Consider the following 23,606-nt stretch of genomic DNA (forward strand, 5'->3'; position numbering starts at 1 on the left):
ATTCTAGATAAATATTCCACAAAATTTACTGTGAATTATTGTGAAAATTGCTTAGAAAACGATAACAATACATATAATTTCTGCAACTACAAAAATTGCACAAAAATATGGGACTTACAAAAAAGCAAGTCCCATATCTTATAAGATTGAAATTAAACAACAGGGAGGATCAGATCAATTGAACATTCTGTTCCTTCTAACAGACCCCAGTTCTGGAAGATGTATGTGCTAACAGGAGCAGTAATTCCGGTAAATTCCACGAAATTCTCATATGTGTCCTGATAATAATTATCAATTCCCATTCCTACAGAAGCAAGGCAGTTTGTTCCTACATACCACTCTGCTCCGTTTCCGCAGATACCAACGGCAGCTTCGCCTTCTTCGCCGGCTCCGGTATAGCTGATCTTCAGCTCTGCACCCGGAACAGTCGCTCCAAGCTGTACAGGAGTAAACGTCGCCGCATTATCGGCAAGATCTCCTGTATAAAGGTTAACGGTAACAGAAGTTGCGTCAGCCTCTACAGGGATAAGAAGATCTACCTTGAAATTAGAATTCTCTGCAAGTCCCCAATTCTGGAATACGAACGATTCAAGATCATCGCCTACTCCCGCAGCAGCTACAAAATCACTGTATCTATAGGTAAGAACACTTTCAAAGCTTTCACCCTCGGAAGCGAACGACTTGCCTGCACTCTGCCAAGCCCATGTTCCCTTTTCCTTGCCTGCAAGTCCTACTACTCCCCAGCCTTCCGGGTTAGCAGATGTATAGGTAAAGCGAACCTTTGCGCCCGGAATATTCTTTCCAAGCTCACCAGGCGTAACGTCAAGACCCTCGGACGCCAGAACGTCATCATAGATAGGTACTTCAACGAAATGCTCAACGGGAGCTACCAGCTCGATAAGACAGTCTGCGCCTTCAAGACCCCAGTCCATGAATACATATGTACGGACATCATCTCCGATATCCGCAAAGGTCACGAACTCGTCATAGGTCATTTCAACAGTACTTGTAACAGCCTCGCCCTCCGAAGCAAAAGCAGGGTTGTTTTCCGACTGGAGCCATGTCCATGCGTCGTCGTTTGCTTTTCCGGCAACGCCGATAACGCCATAGCCTTCTTCCTGTGGCGATGTGTAGGTAACTCGGATCTTTGCACCCTCGATACCCTTTCCAAGCTGCATAGGGGTAAGCTCCGTATTGTCCAGCGGTCCGTTGTGAAGAACAGTAACATTCACTTCCGGCTCCGGAACAACAGGATCAGTGTCCTCTGCGCTCGCCGCCATCGACATCATACTCAATGCCAAAGCGCTCATCGTCATTGCCGCTAACAGTTTCTTGGTTTTCATTCTAAAACCTCCTATTTATATAGTTTATGGATTATTTTCAAATCCAATTACATTATATCACTAATTTCCAATAAAATCAAGGGATTTTTCACATTTTTTATCAAAATTTTTCACAAATTTGCAGGCACATTTTTGTGTTAATTGACAAATTGTACATATATTTAGCAATTAAATAACTAATCTCCCATATATTGTCGAAAAATGTCGATATTTTAGCAAAAACCAAATATAATTTCGATTGATCAATTAATCTCAAATTAACACAGCTTAAAACTAATTATAAAAAAAATCAATGTCTAAAGTCATACTTCAGACATTGATTCCTAATAATTTAAGATAAGCTAACTCTTACTTTTTCTTCTTCGCCACAGCGGCGGCAGCAAGACTGATAATTGCGATAACAGAAATTCCTCCCGTCATCATACCGGTATTGGCAACAGGATCGTTAGCCTTTGATGAAGCTGACGATGATCCTGTATTCCCTGTATTCGATGATGAAGCTTTGCTGTCTGCTGACGAACTGCCTGAAGAAGTATCTTCCGTCTTTGACGAACTGCTGTTATCTGAATTGCTTTCCGTATCAGAAGAACCGTCCGATGTGCTGTCAGCTGACGCCTTGACAAGTGAAGCTATAGCGTTATTAAGCTCTTCGGTTACAGCCTTTATCTGTGAATTTGTGCTGTTATCGGTAATAGCCTCGGCTTTAGCCAAAGCATCTTCTACAGCTTTCCACGACTTGTCAGTATAATCGTTCTTATTCAGAGCATCTGCCGACTCAACAGCCTTTTCAAGTTCAGCTGACGCTTCCGTAGTATCTGCAATTACCATAGAATCTACAGCTGAAGTAATCGCAGACTTAGCGTTAGCAATTTCGCTCTGTAATAAGCTTTCCTTTTCCAAAAGCGCTTTAGCTTCCGAAACCGCTGTCTTTACAGCTTCAATGCTTTCAGCAGTATAATCTCCTTCAATAAGCTCTGAAAGCATTTTTTCAGTTTCGTCTGCAAGCTTCTGAAGCTCTCCCTTAGGATCATTTTCAGGGATACCGCTAACCGTGAACGTAATTTCAATTGATTTTGAGCTTGCCAGCGATTTTGGATCGAGAGGAGGATTCTTCTTTGTCGAGCCGTAATCATTGTATATTTCTATACGGTAATTACCATTGCTTTCGAGATCGCCGTACTGAATTTTAGAAGCGTCAAAAGCCGTTTCAGTTCCGTCAACCTTGATCGAATCAAGAACCGCTTTGATGTTAGGATAACTTGTAACTGCTTTAAGCAGATCAACATTAAATACGAAAGCTTCTGTCGTAGCCTGAGCAGACGTATCAATCTTGATCGTAAAGGTACCGTTGCCCTCAAAGGTTTCTGTTATATTGTACTGCGGCCACCATCCTGTATTGGAGAACTGTACCGCGCAATCGAACGACGGAAGTCCGATAGGAGCCGACTCCAGTTTTTCAATAGCCGCAGTAAGCTTTTCAGCCGCCGCAACTATTGAAGAAGCCCCGGCATTATCATTTGCATAAACCGTTCTGGCTTCCTCAAGAGCCGTGCTAAGTTCAGACCATGTTGTTTCCGAGTAATCGGTCTGAACCAGAGCCTCGGCTTTATCTATCGCATTCTTCAAAGCTTCTTTAGCCTCTGTTGCGTCAATTTTAACAAGCTTGCCTATAGCTTCGCGAATCTCATTTTCAGCCGCCTCATACTCAGCTGCCGTATGCAAGATATCTTTTGTATATTCATCATACTTTGTATACACGCTTCTTAAAGCCGTCATGCTTTCCTCAGTATAATCCTCTCTGGTTTTGTACCATAATTCATGCGCCTCATTATAAGCGTTTGTAAAATCGCTTTTGTCTGCGGAATTTACGGTAATTTTTACAACGTTGCTCATCGCCGAATTGTAATCGTCCGTTTCGGGAGTTACAGCCCGCATATAATATGTTCCAGCATGCTTCGGAACGATCTTTCCGTCAGAACCGACAATTATGTCGCTTGTAACATATAAAAAATCTTTATTACTAGAGAATTGATATGCAACCGGCACTCCGCTGGTATTTTCCTCAACGCTGACAGTAATATCGCTCTCGCCGTATGTCATCGACTCGGCGCTGGCGCTGATCTTCAAAGTGCTGTCGGATTTACCGCTTGAAAGATCTACTGTGACTTTTTCTTCGCTTACTCCCATGCCGGTAAGAGTCGCCTTAACGTCATCATTTGCTACATGCCAAACTGCATCTGCACTGTTATTTTTGAATTTAATCTTTGTAAGTTTCAGTTGACTGCAATATAGATATACTTCTTCCAAATTTTGGGCATTTGTTAATCCTAACTGTAAGTAACCAGTATAACGTATCGTTAAAGATTTAAGGGAGCTACCGGTATCAGTCACTGCAGTTACCTTATATGGATTATGACTCGAAAGAAACTCCGGTGTGGCATTGACATTCGGTATATCGAGCGAAGTTGCGTTCACACAGTTAAAGAACTGATTGTTTACATCTACAGGCAGTCCGTTATATTCAGAGGGAATATCAGGATAACTCGTAAGATTACGGTTCACTTCGTTTATTCTCAAATAATAATAATTACCGTCTGCCGAAAGTTCATAAGAATATATTTCCGATTCAGCAACCGCTGAAAGCGACGCTCCGCCCCCGCAAAGCAAAATCATCGCACTGGTCGCAGAAGCGACCAGGCGATGAATGAACTTGATTTTTTTCAAAGCAAATCACTCCTTTAAATTTTATGATGCCGTAGGATATACCGACATAAGTTCAGCAATAATTGTTGAACCCGTTGAGGTAACAGCGTTGAACCTTCTGTCGATAAGTCCGGAGCCGTTGGCGCTTACACCTATAACTCCGTTATCCCAGTAAGCTGTTGATACGCTTACATTGGTAACAGCTTTAGCCTTCTGGTTGAGAGTCTTATTGTACAAAGCAACAGCGCTTATATTGTTCTTGAAGTTTGCGCAATACTCTCCGATAAATACGGGATAGCCCTTGTTGGTTACCTTGGCAAGCTGAGCCGCCATATAAGCTTCGCCGTATGCTGACTGATCCCATAAGCTTGTTCCGTACTGGTTCAAAGTAAAATCATAGGGATCATAATAATGAACCGAAAGAATCTGTCTGTTTGCCGTCGAATCTTCAGGCATATCAAACAGTCCTTCGTCAAATCCGGCAGCGGTAAGGTTGATGTCGGTATTGTAGCCCGGCATAATAAGGCAGCGGTCGTCGTTTCCGTCGTTTGTGCCTGTTCCGCGCACCGCATTGACAAAAGCCTCATTCAGATCATTAATATTTGAGTATGCATTTTCAAACTCAGCGTCTGTAAACTGAGATCTCTGATATTTTCCGCTGATCATAAGCTCGTTCATTCCCTCGAACAGCAGAGCCTGATTGTAGTTTGCAAATTTCTGAGCGATCTCTGTCCACATAGCGCTGTACTTAGTCTTAACGGCTGCAAACGCCTGACTTGAATTGTCAAGACTGATGTCGATCCATTTTCCTGTAACTCCGTCGCCTCCGTCATGATGAACGTTAATAATTACATAAAGTCCGCAGTCCATCGCTCTGTCAACAACAGCCTGAATCCTGTCAAGGTAAGCGTCGTTAACATCGCCTGTGGAGCTTACCATATTAAGATAGCTTACAGGAATTCTTACGCTCCTGAAACCCTGATCTCTTACAGCCTGGAAAAGCTTTTCGGTTACAACCGGGTTACCCCATACCGTTTCTCCTACATTTCCGCTGTTATCTACAGAATCAAATGAATTTCCGAGATTCCAGCAAGGCGCGAGATTTGCGTTAATGGTATTCGCGGTCTGTCCGGAAACGTTAAGAGCGTTGCCTTCGTGATTGTCATAGATATGAATCTTCTTGACCTTACACTGATCGTAGCAGGCTACGAAAGAGGTCATATCCTCAGGTATCTCTGTAGTGTAGGTATAGGTACCAGATACGTCAACATTCGGATAATTTGATACTACAGGATTTCCGTCGCTTTTAAGCAGTTCTGCCTGAACAAATGTATTCGGCGCGGAAGTATACTCGACAGTTACGTCAACTGTCGGATTTTCAAATCCGTTTACCGAGAACTGCGAAACATCTATGTTCCACTCGTTTGTCGTAACATAAGCTCCAGAACCCTCAACTGTCATAGTTCCGCCCGTGCCTTTAGTCCAGTCACCCGTAATCGTTACTTCTGCACCCGGAACAACAGCGTCAACATATTCAAGAGAAACGATCGATACGCTTGTATCGCCGATCTTACCCGTCTGAAGATTGATACCGTAAGGTGTACTTCCTGCGGCAAGTTTGCCTTCAATATCAGCTATCGAAACAGTAGCTGTATACTCTACGCCAACCTGAGGAGCCGCCTGCCCTACTTCTGTCGGATTCCATCCGCCCCAGTTAGTATCAAACACAAGGAAATCAAAAGTATCCGAATAATCAACATCCTTTAAGCTTCCGTCGGCTTCAGCATACTTTCCGTCCGCATCAAGACTGTTATACTTATACTTGATCTCAAAAGAGCTCTTGCCGTAATAAGCGTTCTTCATGTAAGTAGCGATATACGTTCCGCTTCCCGTATATGTACCCTCGTTAAAAGCGCTGACCCCCGCCGCGGTTGCCATTGTACAAGCAACCGCCGCTGCAGAAGCCATACTTATGACTTTTTTTACTAAATTCATAATAAATAAACCTCCTTTACAATAGACATTCAGCTTTGAATATCAAAACCGTTTATAACTTACAGCTTTTCAGTACATCGGAATCAACCTCCCTTTTATCTTTATTAATGACTTTGCACTTGTATTCGATTACAGCTATGCAGAATGTCATTTGAATTTATCTTCTGTAAGCTATGCTTCTATAATAGCACAATTAAACATATTTTTTGCTTAAACGGTAAAAAAATATGGCTAAATGGTATAATTGGAAATTATGAATTTATTGCGTAAATAAAAACAGACTTTTTATTACAACTTACGACATTGGATAATTTCAATATATTTCAGAGATCACGCACCTGAGTATATGTAACTTTTTACAAAGCTATCTTTACAATAAATTTAGATCTTCAACAGTTTCTTCTTTACATCTTCCTGCCGGTTTTTGCTTATAGGAAGCTCTTCTCTTTCGCTTCCGTAAATAAATACCCTGCTGCCCGAAAACTGTTCGATATAAACCGGATTAACAAGAAAAGATTTATGGATCAGTATAAAGCTTCTAAAGCATTCATCATTCATCAATTCAGATATTTTACCGTATATTTCGATATTTTCATTGAATGTATGAATAATAATATGCTTTCCGCTGCTTTGAATATAACGTATCCGAGAGATCATGATCGTATTTTCCATTCGGTTTTTAATAAATCTAAAGCTTCTGCAGCTGCAGTGACCTATTATAAACCTATCGATGCAAGCAGTTACCTCTGATTCTGTAAGCGGTGAGATCAAATAGTCAAAAGGCTTTAATTTTATAGTATCAACAGCTTTTACTTCTGTATCCGATATAAAAACCAGTTCCGCCGTTTCATCTAAATAACAGTTCCTTATCTTACCGGCAAGCTCAATTCCTGAAATATCTGAAGCGCTGTCAAAAGAACCGATACAGATAAAGATAAGATCAAACCTGTTGAACTTTGAATATTCCCGCAGCAGCCTGCCGTTTGAATCAAAACAGGAAATATTCAAGCTTGAGTCATACTTTATATCGTATCTTGCCAGTGTTTCCTTGATCAAACTACTGTCATAAATAGATTTGCAGATGACGGCTACTTTTATCATATAAGCACATCCTGTCAATTATTAAAAAATACACTCTATAATATTTAACAATCAAAAAGGCCGAATAGTGCAAACGATTACAGAAAAAAGCGAATTTTTTGTTTGATTGCACAAAAAAATTGAAAGTCTGTAGACAATATCCACAACAAATTAAATTTAATAATAATTATTTTCATAGAAATATTTTACTTTTGTTCCATTTAAATCAGAGCAGTATATAATACAAAGCAATCGTAAATATGCACAAATAATCTGCCGAAAATTATACAGGTTTGTAGAAAAAAATTCGAGCGTTACATATTTTTAGAAAATATATTGTATTATTCCAGAAAATACTGTATAATAGCAGTAAGCGGCAGCAGATCGCATATATCCCTTTTTTAAGGTAAAAAGAGATAATCCTGACGCTTCCAAACCTTAAAAATATATCAAAACCGACAAATTTAAAAAAAAGATTGCAATTATAGATAAACCGTGATAGAATATAATTAGTGAAGTTTAAATTGAATAAAAAAGAATATGAAAATATCCGGTCTTAAATTAAAGTAAAGAGATGGTAAAGTATGATATCGCAGAAGACGATCCTGGTAGTAGAAGACAATGCTGTTAACCGAATGACGCTATGCGCTATTCTTGCTTCCCGATACAGGGTACTGGAAGCGGAAAACGGACAGGACGCACTGAAAGTTTTAAAGGAGCATAACAATGATATATCGCTGATACTTCTCGATATAGTAATGCCTGTCATGGACGGCTACGCTTTCTTATCTGCGATCAGGGAAGATCCTTTATTCTCATCTATACCGGTCATAGTTACCACTCAGAGCGACGGAGAAGCGGACGAGGTCGCCGCTCTTTCGCACGGCGCAACGGATTTTGTAGCCAAACCGTATAAAAGCCAGATAATCCTTCACAGGGTCGCGGGAATAATCCGTCTGCGTGAGACCGCTGCTATGATTAACCAATTCAAGTATGATAAGCTTACGGGAGCTTACAACAAAGAATTTTTTTATCAGCAGATCAAAGAGATAATACTTCAGCACCCCGAGCAGAAATATGATATAATTTGTTCAGATATAGAAAATTTCAAGCTGGTAAACGATATATACGGAATCAAAGCCGGTGATAATCTTCTCAGATCTGTAGCGGACGTTTACCGAAGATATGTCGGTGAACACGGAATATTCGGAAGGCTTGACGCAGATCAGTTCGTGTGTCTGCTGGAACATCACTGGGATTACAGCGACGATATGTTTATCGAATCATGTTCAATGATAAAAAATATGTCGGGATATAAAGCAATAGTGCTGAAATACGGAGTATATGAAGTAAAAGACCGTTTAATTCCTGTGGAGCAGATGTGTGACCGCGCTCTGCTTGCGGCACGAAGCATAAAAGGACAGTACGGAAAATATTTTGCAAAATACGGCAGCGAACTTCGCACAAAGCTTCTGAAAGAGCAATCGATAACCGACAGCATGGAATCTGCGCTTTCAGACGGTCAGTTTGTAGTTTATCTTCAGCCAAAGTACAGAATAACAGACCGGCAGCTCAGCGGAGCCGAAGCGCTTGTACGTTGGGAACACCCGGAGTGGGGACTGCAGCCGCCGTCTGAATTTATACCTCTCTTTGAAAAAAACGGCTTTATTTCAAAGCTTGATAAATTTGTCTGGGAAAAAGTATGTGAGGAACTGAGGAAATGGGACGATAACGGCTATCCCGCCATACCGGTTTCTGTAAACGTTTCTAGAGCGGATATATATAATGCCGATATTACTGATACGCTTCTTGATATTGTACGACGCTACGATATTCCTCCGTCGCGTCTTCATCTTGAAATAACAGAAAGCGCCTATACGGACAATCCTGAACAGATAATACAGACGGTAAGCGAGCTTCGCAGGTACGGATTTGTTATTGAAATGGACGATTTCGGAAGCGGTTATTCATCGCTGAATATGCTTAACCAAATGCCTTTGGATATTCTAAAGTTAGATATGAAATTTATCCAGAACGAAACTGCGGCTTCCGATCAGAGAATCCTTAAATTTATTATTGATCTTGCCAATAGTATGGATCTGAGCGTTATAGCCGAGGGAGTTGAAACCTCGGAACAGCTTGAACGGCTCAGAGATCTGGGTTGCGATCAGGCTCAGGGTTACTTTTTCTCCAGACCAATGCCTGCTTGCAGCTTTGAAGAGCTCCTGCGCAGCGAAGATATATATACGCTGTGCTGAGTATATTGCCGCATTACAGTAAATCTGCCGAAGCCTACAGCGCCTGATGCTGTAGATCAAATCCTTGAAAGGACGTATCAAGCCAGTGAAAAAATTTCGTGAGATATTTGAAAGCTACGGCGGCGACTGTGATTCGGTCATGGAGCGTTTCATGTCGAATGAGGCTATGTATATGAAAATATTCAATATGCTGTTTCAGGACGATAATCTGAAAAAGCTGGGCGGCGCGATCGAATGCGGAGATCTTGAAAAAGCCTTTGAAGCCGCACATACTCTCAAAGGAGTAGCTGCAAATCTCGGACTTACCCCGTATTATAAAACAATAAACAGAATTGTCGAGCCGCTGCGCTCACGCGAGCCGCGTAATGACTACCCTGCCCTTTACCAAGATATACTGACCTCATTTACCGAAGTTGAAAGGCTAAGAGAATTACTTACAGCTTCTGATTGATTTGAATTGTTGATTTCTTCTTATCCGGCGATGTGCTTTATTTTCCTTTAAACTGATCTTTATAGCTGTGATCAGCCGCCGTATAAAAAAGTTTTTGATCGTTCTGAAAAATAATGTTAAAAAGGATAAGATTAATATGAACAGACCTAAAGTCAGACAGGAAATTACTTTGATAAGAAAATTCACGTTAATAGGTACTATATTGCTGCTTTTACTTATGCTGCTGTTTTTTGTAGTAACGATTTTCGGCAACCAGCACCTGTCCACACAGATGGCTCTGCTTACCGAGCATCCTTTTACAGTAAACGGTGATGTCGGAAATATAAGAACAAATCTTGCCCAGATGCGCGTCAGAACAGAACGCCTTCAGGCTTATAATCAGCCGGAAGACGTTGAAAAAGTAAGCTTAGCTCTTAATAATCTGAATAAGGAAATGGAAGATCTGCTGAACGACGTCGAAAACCTGTATCTCGGGCCTAAGAAGGATACCGTAGCACTCAGAAATTCATATAATGAAATCCTGGAAGCCCATGAGCTTCTGATGCAGTTTGCGGAGCTTCCAGAATCAAATACAGATAAAATTACCGATTACGAAGAAAAGCATCTATATCCGCTGTATGATAAATTTGAAGAAAACGCTCAGAATATACTGTCTTATGTCCGTGATACTCAGCAGAATATCTTCAACTCAGCAAACAAGATGGGAAGAACTACGCTTACATGGTCAATAGTTCTTATTGTTGCCACTGCTTCAGGTCTATTGTATTTTCAATCATCTGTCAGAAAGCTCAGTCAAAGACTGTACGAAAAAAATGAGCAGTTTGATATTCTCTCCAATACCGTTGACGAAGCTTTCCTTATTTTTGAACTCAGTAAAAAGCAATGCGATTTTGTATCAGGAAGTACGGTCAAGGTTCTGGGAATACCTGCTGATAAGCTGCGCGAAGAACGTAAAATTCTTTTTGATTATATGAACGAAGCTGACGCAGACAAAATAAAGAAATCTGTATATTCCGAGAACTGCAAGTCCTGGAACGATATAATCGAATACAACTATCCAAAAAGCACTCAGTCTCACTGGCTTCAGCTTCGTATATACCGTGTCGGCGGAAAAGAAAGCGATAAGTTTATAATGACACTGACTGACCGAACAGAGGAGAGGCGTATAAATCAGGCGCTTAAGGACGCTCTGGCAAGCGCTCAAAACGCAAATAATGCAAAACGTGATTTCCTGTCGCGTATGAGCCATGAAATACGGACTCCTATGAATGCAATAATTGGCATGACAACGATAGCTGCCGCTTCTATTGAAGATAGGCTCCGCGTTGAGGACTGCCTTAAAAAAATTAGCTATTCATCAAAGCATTTGCTGATGCTTATCAACGATGTGCTTGATATGTCGCGTATAGAAAGCAACCGAATGAGATTAAATCAGGAGCCGTTTGACCTATTCCAGTTTCTTAACGATTTCGTATCAGTCATATATATGCAGGCTCATGACAAGGGGCTAGAATTTACAGAAAGGACCTCCGGTTTTTCAGAGCATACTACATATATAGGTGACTCACTGCGGCTTAATCAGATACTTCTTAATCTTATTTCCAATGCAATAAAGTTTACTCCCAGCGGCGGAAAAGTAAGCCTTGAGGTAACAAACCTTCCGAAGAGGAACAATCAGAACTGGCTGCGTTTCGTAGTATCAGATACAGGTATAGGTATGGACGAGGACGGACTTTCACGGCTCTATGTTCCTTTCGAGCAGGCAGACGCTTCGATCACCCGAAAGTATGGCGGTACCGGACTTGGAATGTCAATTACTCTTAATCTTGTTATGCTTATGGGAGGAAATATAGATGTCAAAAGCAAGCCGAACGAAGGCACTACTTTTACCGTCGAACTTCCTTTTGAGCAAAGCAATGTTGATATTTATCAATGCAAGGATATAAATATGGAATCGCTTGACGTACTTATCGTTGATGATGAAAAGGACGTTTGTCTGCATACTGCCTTGCTTTTAGAAAAAATGAAGATCAATGCCGAATGGGTTCTGAACGGAAAAGAAGCGGTAAAAACAGCTATAACACATTGGGAAGCAGGAAACGGATTTGACGTTTGCCTTATAGACTGGAAAATGCCGGATATGGACGGAATAGAAACTACCCGCAGGATCCGTGAAAAAATAGGCTTAGATACGCCGATAATAATTATTACTGCATATGATTGGACTGAGATCGAAGAGGACGCCCGTGCGGCTGGAGCAAATGCTTTTATTGCCAAGCCGCTGTTTGAATCTTCTCTTTATAATGTTTTGGTGAACGTTACTAACGGCGCTTTCGGTTTGACAAAATCGGCCGCAGCTGAGGACGGAAACACTCTTAACGGAAAACGGCTTCTGCTGGCAGAAGACAACGCAATTAACATGGAAATTGCACAATCACTGCTGGAGATGAACGGAGCGACTGTTGAATGCGCTGAAAACGGAAAAAAAGCGCTTGAACGTTTTATCGAAAAAGGTGAAGGCTATTTTGACGCCATATTAATGGATGTTCAAATGCCGGTCATGGACGGCTGTGAAGCAACAAGGCGGATTCGCGCATCCGAAAGACCGGATTCAAAGACGATACCGATAATTGCGGTTACGGCAAATGCTTTTGCAGAGGATATTTCAGCAGTACTGGCTGCCGGAATGAACTGTCATATAAGCAAGCCTATTGATATTCAGCAGCTTTGCTCTGTACTTTCACGTCTTTGCTGATCTTACCCGACACAATAGAATAAATATAAAAACCACTTATGACATTGATCATAAGTGGTTTTCATATATACGTTTTACAATAACGGAAGTCTAATTTCGGGTCTTTGACTATGCACAGGTATCAAACGCCATTGCGCCAACCTCTGCATTTTTAGGAACAGATATTTTCGCAAGCCTTTCGCAGCCCGAAAAAGCATAGCTGCCGATAAATTCTAGCGTATTGGGAAGAAATACGCTTTCAAGCTTTTTACAGCCGCGGAATGCACCAGACAGTATTTTTTCCGTTCCCTCAGGTATAATAACTGTTTTAACACAAGTCTTTGCAAATGCACAGCCGTCGATTATTTTTACAGGATATCCGTCTATCTCAGAAGGAACTATTACGTTTTCATCGTTTCCGCAGTAGTTGGTTATACATGCGGATCTTATATTTCTGTCGCTTGATCTGTCATAGACCCTTTCTACAGAATAAGTAAACGGCGATTCACGCTCTCCGGTCTTTTCAAAATCAAAACGATTTGCTTTAGCGTATTTATATACGGCTGAAAGCTTTTTCCCGCTCAGTAAGAAGCCTTCGGTTTTTGTCTGTATATCGCTGTATCCCAGCGCTTTATCACCTATTATTTCAACAGATGAAGGAAGCGATAGGAATTTTAACGACTTGCAGCCGCAGAACGCCCTGTTCCCTATATAAGTAACGCTTTTAGGTATTTGTACACACTCAAGAGAAACGCAGTCCGAAAAGGCTTCAAAGCATATATCCCTGACGGTATTAGGTATTTTGACCGACTTTATAAATCCACAGCCTGAAAAAGCGCCGTGAGCAACAGCTTTTACTGTAATACCGTCTATTTCACACGGTATCTCCACCCTTTCTGCACGGCCGTTATAACCGGTGACCTCAGCGTATTCAACACTGCGTTTATTCTGCATATCAAAATACTCCACCTTATTGTAAGTAAACATCAGACCGGTCTCATTTTTCATAACAGCTACCTCCGAATTATAAAATTATGATAAAATCAGCTAACAACTTTAAAAGTTATACACATTATAGCACATATTTTTTTGAAATGCAATAGTTTTTTCATAAAATTATTTATTTTATATGAAAATAACGTTTTCGCTAAGACGATAGAAAATGTAATCTTAAACTTTAGTTCATTTTATTGCTTTTTAGATATACTACCCTATAAATTTCATTATTACACTGTATTAAATATATAGTCAATAGTCACAGAAATAGCGGAGAAAATTTGTATAATCACATATAGAAATCAACTGCGGATTTTGGTATAATAAATATATAAGTGTATTAATTTAAGGAGCAAAGCTATGAAAAATACAAAAATATACAAGAACATGACCTGTGCTGCAATTACCGCAGCAATAGCCTTACTTTCATCGGGTTGTTATCTGCTTCCGGACGAGGAGGAGATCCTGCCCGCCCCTACCGTTAAAGCAAGTGAAGTAAAGTATACCACGGTTACGGCTCAGAAAAAGGATCTTGAAAAAAAGGTCGTCAATTCCGGAACCGTTACCGCAGAAAAACAGTATAACCTTGTCTACGAGAAGCAGGGCGGAACGATCAGCAAGTTTTATGTTCACGCAGGCGATTCTGTAAAAGAAGGCGATCCAATATGCGAGCTTGATACGCAGGAGCTTGATTATCAGATCGCTGAAAAGGAGCTGTATCTCAAACGTGCTCGGCTTAACGTTGACGTAATATACGAAAACGGCGGAACTCAGTCGGAAATAGATAAAGCTTATGTAGATGTAGAACTGCTTAATAATGAACTAGACAAGCTTTATGCTCAGAAAGAAGCCGCAACACTTAAAGCTCCGGTAAAAGGAATAGTTTCTTCTCTTTCCGATGTACGGGTAGGAGACAGCGTAAATACCGGACAGGCGATAGCTACAGTAATAGATACAACAGGACTTTACATAGCTATCAAGCCAAACGATTCCAGAGTATATAAAATTGGCACAGAGGTAAAGATCAGAATTGACGATAAATATTATAAAGGTGAGGTCTTCATGACGCCTGACGAGCTGGCCGATTATCAGGAGGAGCAGTCGCAGAGCCACGATAAACCAGACGATACGTCAATTGTCTTTGAAACCGAAACTGTTTATGTCAGATTTACCGAAAAAGTCCCTACGGATTCTGTTGGACAGCTTGCAGACTGTATTCTTATTCAGGACAGCGTAAAGGACGCTGTTGTTATATCCAATAATCTTATAAAAACTGTTGACGGAGATAAAGTTGTATATGTTTTGAAGGACGGCGAAAAAACCGCTGTCAAGGTTGAAACGGGTCTGGAAACAGGTTCGCAGACCGAAATAGTTTCCGGAATTAACGAGGGTGACGAGCTTGTTCTCAGATAACGTTTTACCATAAAAGCAGTTTATTGAAAGGATTATTGCAGATGTTTACTTTGCTTTTCCGCAAAATGCGGAACACTAAATGGATGGTGCTTTGCCTGCTTATAGGATTTATTATGGCAAGCGCAATGATGAGTACTATTCCGATATATATGAACGCTTCGCTTCAGAGAATGCTGGTAAAGGACATGGAGGCTTTTCAGCTTGAAAATGAAATTTATCCCGGAGCGTATAATACCTCTTATTCTGTAACTCTCGACATTTCCGCCGACAAGCAGCGCAAGGAAATAGACAGCGTATCATCTCTGGTCGCAGAATCGTACAACGATCTTGACTGCCCTATACTGACCCAGAAGAAATACATATCTGACGAATATCTGTACGTTACAACTATAGAGGCCGCGGCAGGCGAATCCGCTTCCCGTCTTACTCTCGGAGCTATGACCGGAATAGACGAGCATATTGCGGTAAAATCGGGAAGAATGTACGATAAAAACCGCCGCAGCGACGGAGTTTACGAGGTTATAACCACAGAAAAGGCACTGAAGGTTTCGGGACTCGTTACCGGGACAGTATATGAAATAGCAAACGTTTTTGATTCTTCAGCTTCAATAAAGATAGAAATTGTCGGAACCTTTGATGTTGCCGACGAAAACGATCCCTACTGGGCTGAGGGACTGGACAGCGAATACCTTAATACTATGTTTATGGACTACGATCTGCTTTACGGCAGCGCGCTGGATTCCGGAGCGGTAAATATAAACAAATTTTCACAGCGCTATGCTATGGACTACCAGCACATGAACATGAACAATATGTCCTCTATGCTGGAAAAGACCGATGCTCAGGCGCTTGCGTACAGCGATAATAAAATAACCTTTAATCTTCCTGCCGCTTCAATTCTGGAGGATTACGGCGAGAGAGCTTCAAAGCTGAGGCTGATTCTCTGGCTTTTGCAGATACCGGTAATAATGATGATACTGGTTTATCTTTTTATGGTTTCACAGCTCAATGTTGAGCAGGAAAAAAACGAGATTGCTGTATTCAAGAGCCGAGGAGCAAGCAGGTTTCAGATCATGCTTATTTATGCAATGGAATCGCTGTTTCTAGGTATAATCACAGCAGTAACAGGTCCGTTTGCAGGAATGGGTCTATGCAGGATCCTAGGTGCGTCAAACGGCTTCCTTGAGTTTGTAAACAGAAAATCGCTGCCTATAGCAATGACAAAAGACGCATTTTTATACGCAGGACTTGCGGTCATAGTCTTCTTTATAACTACTATGGTACCTATAGTTCCCGCAACTAAAACTACTATTGTAGAGCATAAGCAGTCAAAGTCCAAAAAGAAGAAATTCCCTCTTTGGGAGAAGCTGTGTCTTGATTTTATTCTTGCAGGCGGTTCTGCGGCCTGGCTGTATTTTTACAATAAACAGCAGGAAAAACTTATTGCCGAAGGTCTTACCGATACAACGGCAACGGTAAATCCCCTTATGTTTATTGCTTCTACAGCATTTATACTGGGACTCGGCTTGTTTTTTATAAGGATCTACCCATCAATAATAAGGCTTATTTCCAAAATAGGAAAACGGATATGGTCTCCGTCGGCATATGTCTCTCTCAACAATATAGGCAGATGTGCCAACGGACGGGAACGTTTCCTGATGATCTTCCTTATTCTTACCGTTTCCCTGGGCGTATTTTTCGCTAATACTGCAAGAGCGCTCAACCGAAACGCCGAAGAAAGAGTTTCATATTCTACAGGCGCAGACGTAACGATAGCCGAGGAATGGGAAAGCAGCAAGACATCCTCTTCCGTTTCCCCCCCTCAGTCTGCCGCCGGAGCTTTGCAGAGCACTCAAGAAGTTTCAGAAGAAGAGGAAACTGAAGGCGAAGAAAGCATTGAATATATAGAACCCGTTTTCGAGCGTTTTGAAAATCTTGCCGGCGTAAATACCGCAACCAAGGTATTTGTAAAAGACGGCATAACTATTCAGAGCAGTAAAATGAAAGTTGCTTCCAGTTCATCGAAGAACGATGAGGAAAAAGACCGCGAGGACTTTATGCAGGACTATCAGTCCTCAGCCAGAACAAGCGACTATTCTGACAGGGTAAAGCTAATGACCGTTATACCCAGCGAATTTTCAAAGGTATGCTGGTTTGAAGAAAGACTTCTTCCTGCCCACATAAACGAATATCTCAACGCTTTGAGCGAATACAATGCAGGAGTTATCCTTTCCTCCTCGTTCAGGGATAAATACGGACTTGAGCTTGGCGATACTGTAAATTGCTCTTGGGGTTCAAACGAGTCATTTGAAGTCACTGTACTCGCTTTCGTGGATTACTGGCCTGCAATGAACCCGTATGAAACTGACGAAAACGGGAACTACAAGGATTTCGCAGTTATGAATTTCGACTATGTAAGAGTTCAGACTGCGGTTGAACCTTATCAGGTCTGGATAGATCTCGACGACAGCGTAACAACTGAGGAATTCTATAGATCCATTGAGGACAGTAAAATAACTCCTACAATGCTAAACGTAAAAAGTCAGGAGATCATAAGTGAGAAAACCGACCCTATGCTTCAGGGAATGAACGGAGCGCTCACCCTCGGATTTATAATAATTATGATAATGTGCATTATAGGCTTCCTTATCTACTGGATACTCTCTATAAAGAGCCGTACTCTCCAGTTCGGAATCCTTAGAGCAATGGGAATGAGCTACGGAGAAGTAATAGCGATGATAATCTATGAACAGCTGCTGGTTTCCGGAGTTTCCATATTCGCTGCAATATTTATCGGAGGTTTTGCCAGCGACTTGTTCGTACCGCTTTTCCAATCGCTGTATAATGCCTCGGAGCAGGTCCCAGGATTCGCTGTAATACCGCTGAGAAGCGATTACCTCAAGCTTTATGCTGTTATCGGACTAATGCTGCTAACAGGATTTATCGTTCTCGGAAGGCTGATCTCAAAGATAAAAATTTCTCAGGCACTGAAGCTCGGAGAAGATTAACTATCTGTTGTAATTAAGAAAAAGCTTTATTTGCGGCTCACAAAAAAACACAGTCCATCGGCTTTACTGCCTATGGACTGTGTTTTTTAATATAGCTTACTTTCCTTTGATAAGCTGCAATATGAGGTGTTCTTCACTAAGAATTTTATCATGCTTTTCCTTACTCCTCTGTTATAAGTTCCTTAGGCGTCTGTTTGGAAATTATCCATAACGGCAGAATAACCGGCAGAATTATATTAATTAATAAAACGGGCAAACAGAACAGAAATTCATATTTTGTAAATTCAAGGCAGAAGTATTCAGCAATACCAGTTTTTGAAATCACAATATATGCAGCGGCAGCCAAAACAACTCCCGCCAGCGATGTAATAACGGAGTTTATTAGGCTTATCAGTGAATTAGATCTCCATCTTGCTCCGCATATATATGTTATCAGAAACGTTTTCATATTGCATTTCGCAGCAATAGCGGACGATGCTACAGTGCATATTAAAGATATTATAAACACGCAGATACATATAGGAAGGATAAGCATAATATCCTCAGAAAGATATTCAATGCTTTTTTTATTAAGTTCGTCTGAAAGATTGAGAAAGCCGCCCATTTTGAACAGTTCCCCTTTGATTGCGTCGGCTTCTTTATCAGATAGCCCGTCCTCGTATTTTATAAATATAATTCCCTGCGGTGAAACTGAAATAGGAGTAAGTTCAATATCGTCGTGTCTTATAAAAATCATATTGCCTTCAATATTTCCGTATAGATCTCTGAAATCCTTTGCAAATTCATTTATCGATGAATTAGTAATAAACTTTGCTTTCTGAGCAGTTTTTCCTACAATTTTAAGCGGATAATAAATTTCGTCTATGTAGTCATATACTTCAATAGTATCGCCTACATTATACTTACTGGAATAGCTTACAACGGCGCTTATATAGTTTTTATCGCCTTTGATATCGGACAGCCATTTCCCCTCTTGCATTTGCGGTTTGTAAAGGTCATACATATTCTTATTGTAAACAACAAAATCAGGATGTGCCTCATCTTCATTTTCTGTATTTGGTATCATAAGGAAATCAGTGGTTTCCGTACTGTATATTTCTTCAATATTATCGCTTATATTTATTATATCATTATAGCTATAGTAATTTGAAAGATCATCAATATAAGATCCTGAAGCAAAAAGACACATACCTTCAGAAGAAAGAACCTTTCTCAAAGGCAGATAATATTCTATTTTAGACATAACAGATGACACGCTTAAAATTATCATTAAAAGTGTAACTGCGATTTGCAAAGCTATAAAAATATTTGTCAGCAGGTTTCTTCTAAGCAGCTTCATTGAATATTTTATCATTTCCGTCACCTCTCCTTTAACTGTTCAACAGGTTTAGCTGAAAGCTGACGTACTATCATTATATTTGTAACCATATAAACTGCAAGCACATTTACCGCAAACATAACAGCAATATTTTTGGTACTGTAAACAGCTTTGATATATATTAAGTAGTGCGATAACACATGAATTAAAAAACCAAAATACAAAGCGTAGGCAATCACCGCGCATATCAGGGAAATAATAATAATTTCTGCTATACAAATTCTTCTTGATTTTCCTTTGCTGCACCCATTCAGTCTTAATATAGCAATAGTTCTGCTTCGTTTTTGCAGAACATATTTATATAATAGCATAAGAGTAACGGCTGAAAGCAGCGCAAGCAAAACTGATACCGCCATTATTGAATTGTAAAATGGCAGTTTGTCTGATGATACGGTTTCTATTTTCGGTACATATGCATAATCTCCATATACCTCTTTACAGGCGTCAGCAATATCGTTATATGCTGATTTTGTTGCTAGGTCATTAAAGTAAAAGCTTATATTTTCAATACCGTCTATATCGTTCGGAGAGTTAAAATAAGACATTCCAATAAAATCATCCATAGTTTCTATTCCGCAAACCACATAATGCTTGTCTGCTATGATAACGTCAGCTCCAAGGTATTCCTGACTATAATCACATGGCAAGGTTATTTTATTGCTGCCCTGCATAAATTCCTCATATGTCAACGGAACTCCCGAGCTTACAGACGAGCTGCCGTACGGCGCTAAAGTTTTTTCATCTTTAAGATATTTTAATCTGAAAGCAACGGATATATGATCATATCCTTCGGCAAACTTAAGATCGGTATTATTAAAATACGGAAAATAAACAATCAACTCCAGTTCCTCAAGAGTTTTTTCATCAAGGAGATCAAGAAGCTTTTTTACAGAACCGTTATCAACGCTTCCGTCGCCTGTACAACATATACTGCCGTCATCATATCGGAATTGTTCTATTAAATTTCCAAAGCATATCTCAAAGGAGGTTTGTTCAATCGTTTGATTTTTAATAATTTTGAAGTTTTGAAAAGCTCCGAACGAAAACAGCAAAACAATAAATGATGTTATTTGACAAATTATAAACAAGCAAAAAAATAAAATATTATTCTGTACAAAGCTTTTTATATTCTTAAATATGTATTTCATTTATCCTCCTTTGAAATATCACTGCTGAGAAAATCCTACCTTGTATATTTAATTATATCATATATTTTAACATATTTCAATACACTACCTCAATCTTTGTTATTTTTACAGAGACTCTTATATTCTAACATACAGTTATTAACAAATAAAAGAACGGAATCCACAAATTACAAATGAATTGTGGATTCCGCTCTTTAAACATAATTGGTGCGGCAAACGGGACTTGAACCCGTACGTCGAAGACACACGCCCCTCAAACGTGCCTGTCTGCCTATTCCAGCACTGCCGCAATCGACTTTACTATTATAGCATCTGATATTAAGTTTGTCAATAGCTTTTGTGCGATTATTTTTGGTTTTACAATTTGTTAATTTCAATTTTATCTAAGCGAAAATATTTTTCCATTAAAAGGTCAAATACTATTTCCGTATAGAATTCGCCTTATAAAATCTGCCTGTTACAAAATCAACATACAATCCCCGAATGAGAAAAACCTATACTTTTCCTTTACCGCAATTTTGTAAGCGTTCATTGTGTTTTCGTATCCCAAAAAAGCGGAAACCAACATTATAAGCGTACTTTCAGGAAGATGAAAATTTGTGATAAGTCCATCAAGGACCTTGAAATTGTACCCCGGGTAAATAAATATATCAGTATATCCTTCACATGGCTTGATCTCTCCGTAAAACGTCGCAACACTTTCAAGAGTTCTGCAGGAGGTTGTCCCTACCGCAATTACCCTGCCGCCGTGCTTTTTAGTTTCATTGATCATCATAGCGGTTCTCTCTGGTATTTCATAGTGTTCGCTGTGCATTTTATGTTCAAGTACCCTGTCCTCCTTTACAGGCCGAAAGGTTCCCAGTCCTACATGAAGTGTAACATACGCTATGTTTATTCCTCTCGCTTGAATATCTTCTAGCATATCTTTTGTAAAATGGAGTCCTGCCGTAGGCGCTGCGGAAGAACCTATTTCGTGTGAATAAACTGTCTGATAACGCTCCTTGTCGGCAAGCTTTTCTTTGATATACGGAGGCAGCGGCATCTGACCGATTTCGTCAAGCGCAGCAAAAAAACTTCCCTCGCATTCAAATTCGGCTATTCTGTTGCCGTCTTCAAGAATATCGGTTATTACGGCGGAAAGCTTTCCTCCCCCGAATACAAAGCGCGTACCGATCTTTGCCTTTTTTCCGGGACGGCAAAGTATTTCCCATTTCATATTTCCTTTCTGTTCAAGCAGAAGAAATTCGATAAATGAGCCGTTGTCCGCCTTCTCACCGTAAATTCTTGCCGGAAGGACTCTGGAATCGTTTAGAACCAACAAATCACCTTTCTTGAGGTAATTACATAAATTATAGAAACGGCTGTGTTCTATTCCTCCGTCTGCACGGCCGATTTTCATCATCCTTGACGCATTTCTCGGCTCTATAGGAGTCTGGGCAATAAGCTCCTCCGGCAGCTCATAATTAAAATCAGATTTCTTCATATTTTTTAAATCCAGCATGATCTTATCTCCGTTTCCTGCTTGCAGAAAGAATAAACAGCGATTCTTAGCTGCATATTCGGTTGTTTTACAAAATATTAATAAATTTTCTGCTAATAGTCTTGACATACGGCATATTATTTGTTATGATTAAACAGAACAGATAGAGGTGCGGTCAAAATCAGTAGCATTTTTGAGATGTCTGACATCACAGCTTCCCAAAGCTTATTCTTAAATGTGAAAGGTGCGACTGCCGAAGCACAGGCTTGGGATACCTGACTGCTGACTGTAGTTTTAACAGAACTCCAGTTGTCATCATTACTTATGATGGAGTGCTATCGGCATATTATTTAAATGTGTCAACATTCTTATTATATTGTATGATGAGCTGGTTTTCAACCAGTTTTTTTATTGTTTGTTTAAATTTTATGTTTTGTGCAAATTTACGCCGTAATAAGACTTTATTTTAGCGATAATGCACACAAAAACAACTAACTATTTTTAAAGGAGTTTTTTTGCAATGAAGAAATTAAATGTTGGAATCATTGGCGCAACCGGAATGGTAGGACAGAGGTTTTCCGTTATTCTTGATAAACACCCATGGTTCAATGTAGTATGTGTAGCAGCTTCTCCGCGCTCTGCCGGAAAGAAGCTTAAAGACGCAGTTGCCGGAAAGTGGAAGCTTTCTGAGCCAATGCCCGAAGCTATCGGCGAGCTGACTGTTATGAACGCCGAAGAAGATGTTGAAAAAATAGCTTCTATGGTCGATTTTGTTTTCTGCGCAGTAGATATGAAAAAGGATGACATCAAGGCTCTTGAAGAAAAATACGCTAAGGCTGAATGTCCCGTTGTTTCAAACAACTCGGCTCACCGCCATACCGACGATGTTCCTATGGTTATCCCAGAGGTAAATCCGGAGCATATCGAGATTATCTCCGCTCAGAGAAAGCGTTTGGGTACAAAGAAGGGCTTTATTGCGGTTAAATCAAACTGCTCGCTTCAGAGCTACGTTCCCGCGCTTGCTCCTCTTATGGACAAATACAAGGTTACAAAAGCTCTCGCCTGCACCTATCAGGCAATTTCAGGAGCCGGTAAGACCTTTGAATCATTCCCTGAAATTCTCGACAATGTAATACCTTATATCGGAGGGGAAGAAGAAAAATCCGAAAAAGAGCCGCTTAAGATCTGGGGACATATCGAGGGAGATAAGATCGTTGACGCAGCTTCACCCTCAATTACAACTCAGTGCCTGAGAGTTCCCGTTTCCGACGGACATACTGCCGCAGTTTTTGTATCCTTTGAAAACAAACCCTCAAAGGACGAGATCCTTGAAGCCTGGAAGAATTTCAGCGGTATTCCGCAGGAGCTTGAACTGCCGTCTGCTCCGAAGCAGTTCCTTAACTACTTTACAGAAGACGACAGGCCGCAGGCTAAGCTTGACAGAAATCTTGAAAACGGAATGGCAGTTTCTATCGGCAGACTGCGCGAGGACAGCCAGTACGATTATAAATTCGTTTGCCTTTCACACAATACCCTGAGGGGTGCGGCAGGAGGAGCTGTTCTGCTGGCAGAGCTTCTTGCGGCTAAGGGATATTTCGACTAATTCACATAATGACATA

The 23,606-nt window shown here is 40.4% G+C and carries 14 protein-coding genes, 1 tRNA gene and 1 riboswitch; of the genes, 6 read left to right on the forward strand and 9 right to left on the reverse strand.

Annotated features, from left to right (window positions below):
* Positions 1–152 precede the first annotated feature (152 nt).
* The 4 genes from ACYQ0H_RS02700 to ACYQ0H_RS02715 form a co-directional block, all read right to left on the reverse strand.
* A complete protein-coding gene (locus tag ACYQ0H_RS02700; protein ID WP_459811305.1) occupies positions 153–1,343 on the reverse strand; it encodes a hypothetical protein in 1,191 nt (396 codons plus the stop codon).
* Positions 1,344–1,691: 348 nt separating this feature from the next.
* Positions 1,692–4,067, reverse strand: coding sequence for a hypothetical protein (locus tag ACYQ0H_RS02705; RefSeq protein ID WP_459811306.1), 2,376 nt, complete (start codon positions 4,065–4,067; stop codon positions 1,692–1,694).
* Positions 4,068–4,088: 21 nt separating this feature from the next.
* Complete coding sequence (locus ACYQ0H_RS02710) at positions 4,089–6,041, reverse strand: glycoside hydrolase family 5 protein (protein ID WP_459811307.1); 1,953 nt, start codon at positions 6,039–6,041, stop codon at positions 4,089–4,091.
* Between the two features lie 381 nt (positions 6,042–6,422).
* Positions 6,423–7,142 (reverse strand): LytR/AlgR family response regulator transcription factor, encoded by a 720-nt coding sequence (locus ACYQ0H_RS02715; RefSeq protein ID WP_459811308.1) that lies wholly within the window; start codon positions 7,140–7,142, stop codon positions 6,423–6,425.
* A gap of 563 nt (positions 7,143–7,705) precedes the next feature.
* On the opposite strand from ACYQ0H_RS02715, the gene ACYQ0H_RS02720 reads away from it, so the two are divergent.
* From ACYQ0H_RS02720 to ACYQ0H_RS02730, 3 genes are all read left to right on the forward strand, one after another.
* A complete protein-coding gene (locus ACYQ0H_RS02720) occupies positions 7,706–9,379 on the forward strand; it encodes a putative bifunctional diguanylate cyclase/phosphodiesterase (RefSeq protein ID WP_459811309.1) in 1,674 nt (557 codons plus the stop codon).
* A gap of 85 nt (positions 9,380–9,464) precedes the next feature.
* Positions 9,465–9,830 (forward strand): Hpt domain-containing protein, encoded by a 366-nt coding sequence (locus ACYQ0H_RS02725; protein ID WP_459811310.1) that lies wholly within the window; start codon positions 9,465–9,467, stop codon positions 9,828–9,830.
* 136 nt (positions 9,831–9,966) lie between these two features.
* Positions 9,967–12,585: a hybrid sensor histidine kinase/response regulator gene (locus tag ACYQ0H_RS02730; RefSeq protein WP_459811311.1), complete on the forward strand. Its 2,619-nt coding sequence runs from the start codon at positions 9,967–9,969 to the stop codon at positions 12,583–12,585.
* 108 nt (positions 12,586–12,693) lie between these two features.
* Here the strand turns inward: ACYQ0H_RS02730 and ACYQ0H_RS02735 are convergent, their stop codons facing one another.
* The gene (locus ACYQ0H_RS02735; RefSeq protein ID WP_459811312.1) at positions 12,694–13,572 is read right to left on the reverse strand and encodes a leucine-rich repeat domain-containing protein; all 879 of its coding nucleotides are present in this window, start codon (positions 13,570–13,572) and stop codon (positions 12,694–12,696) included.
* A gap of 348 nt (positions 13,573–13,920) precedes the next feature.
* Here ACYQ0H_RS02735 and ACYQ0H_RS02740 point away from each other — a divergent pair, with 348 nt between their 5' ends.
* Complete coding sequence (locus ACYQ0H_RS02740; RefSeq protein WP_459811313.1) at positions 13,921–14,973, forward strand: efflux RND transporter periplasmic adaptor subunit; 1,053 nt, start codon at positions 13,921–13,923, stop codon at positions 14,971–14,973.
* A 41-nt stretch (positions 14,974–15,014) separates the two neighbouring features.
* A complete protein-coding gene (locus ACYQ0H_RS02745; protein ID WP_459811314.1) occupies positions 15,015–17,981 on the forward strand; it encodes an ABC transporter permease in 2,967 nt (988 codons plus the stop codon).
* 160 nt (positions 17,982–18,141) lie between these two features.
* On the opposite strand, the gene ACYQ0H_RS02750 is transcribed toward ACYQ0H_RS02745, so the two are convergent.
* From ACYQ0H_RS02750 to queA, 4 genes are all read right to left on the reverse strand, one after another.
* The gene (locus tag ACYQ0H_RS02750; RefSeq protein ID WP_459811315.1) at positions 18,142–19,335 is read right to left on the reverse strand and encodes a hypothetical protein; all 1,194 of its coding nucleotides are present in this window, start codon (positions 19,333–19,335) and stop codon (positions 18,142–18,144) included.
* A gap of 5 nt (positions 19,336–19,340) precedes the next feature.
* Positions 19,341–20,507, reverse strand: a complete 1,167-nt coding sequence (locus ACYQ0H_RS02755; protein WP_459811316.1) for an FtsX-like permease family protein — start codon at positions 20,505–20,507, stop codon at positions 19,341–19,343.
* Between the two features lie 205 nt (positions 20,508–20,712).
* Positions 20,713–20,796 (reverse strand) — tRNA-Leu (locus ACYQ0H_RS02760).
* A 168-nt stretch (positions 20,797–20,964) separates the two neighbouring features.
* Positions 20,965–22,008 carry a tRNA preQ1(34) S-adenosylmethionine ribosyltransferase-isomerase QueA gene (gene queA / locus ACYQ0H_RS02765; RefSeq protein WP_459811317.1) on the reverse strand — a complete coding sequence of 348 codons (1,044 nt, stop codon included), beginning with the start codon at positions 22,006–22,008 and terminating at the stop codon, positions 20,965–20,967.
* Between the two features lie 135 nt (positions 22,009–22,143).
* Positions 22,144–22,333: riboswitch (Lysine riboswitch) on the forward strand.
* A 174-nt stretch (positions 22,334–22,507) separates the two neighbouring features.
* Between queA and asd the strand changes: the two genes are divergently transcribed.
* On the forward strand, positions 22,508–23,590 hold the full coding sequence (gene asd / locus ACYQ0H_RS02770) for an aspartate-semialdehyde dehydrogenase (RefSeq protein ID WP_459811318.1): 1,083 nt from the start codon (positions 22,508–22,510) through the stop codon (positions 23,588–23,590).
* Positions 23,591–23,606 lie beyond the last annotated feature (16 nt).

The sequence above is a fragment of the Hominimerdicola intestinalis genome, assembly GCF_054655215.1.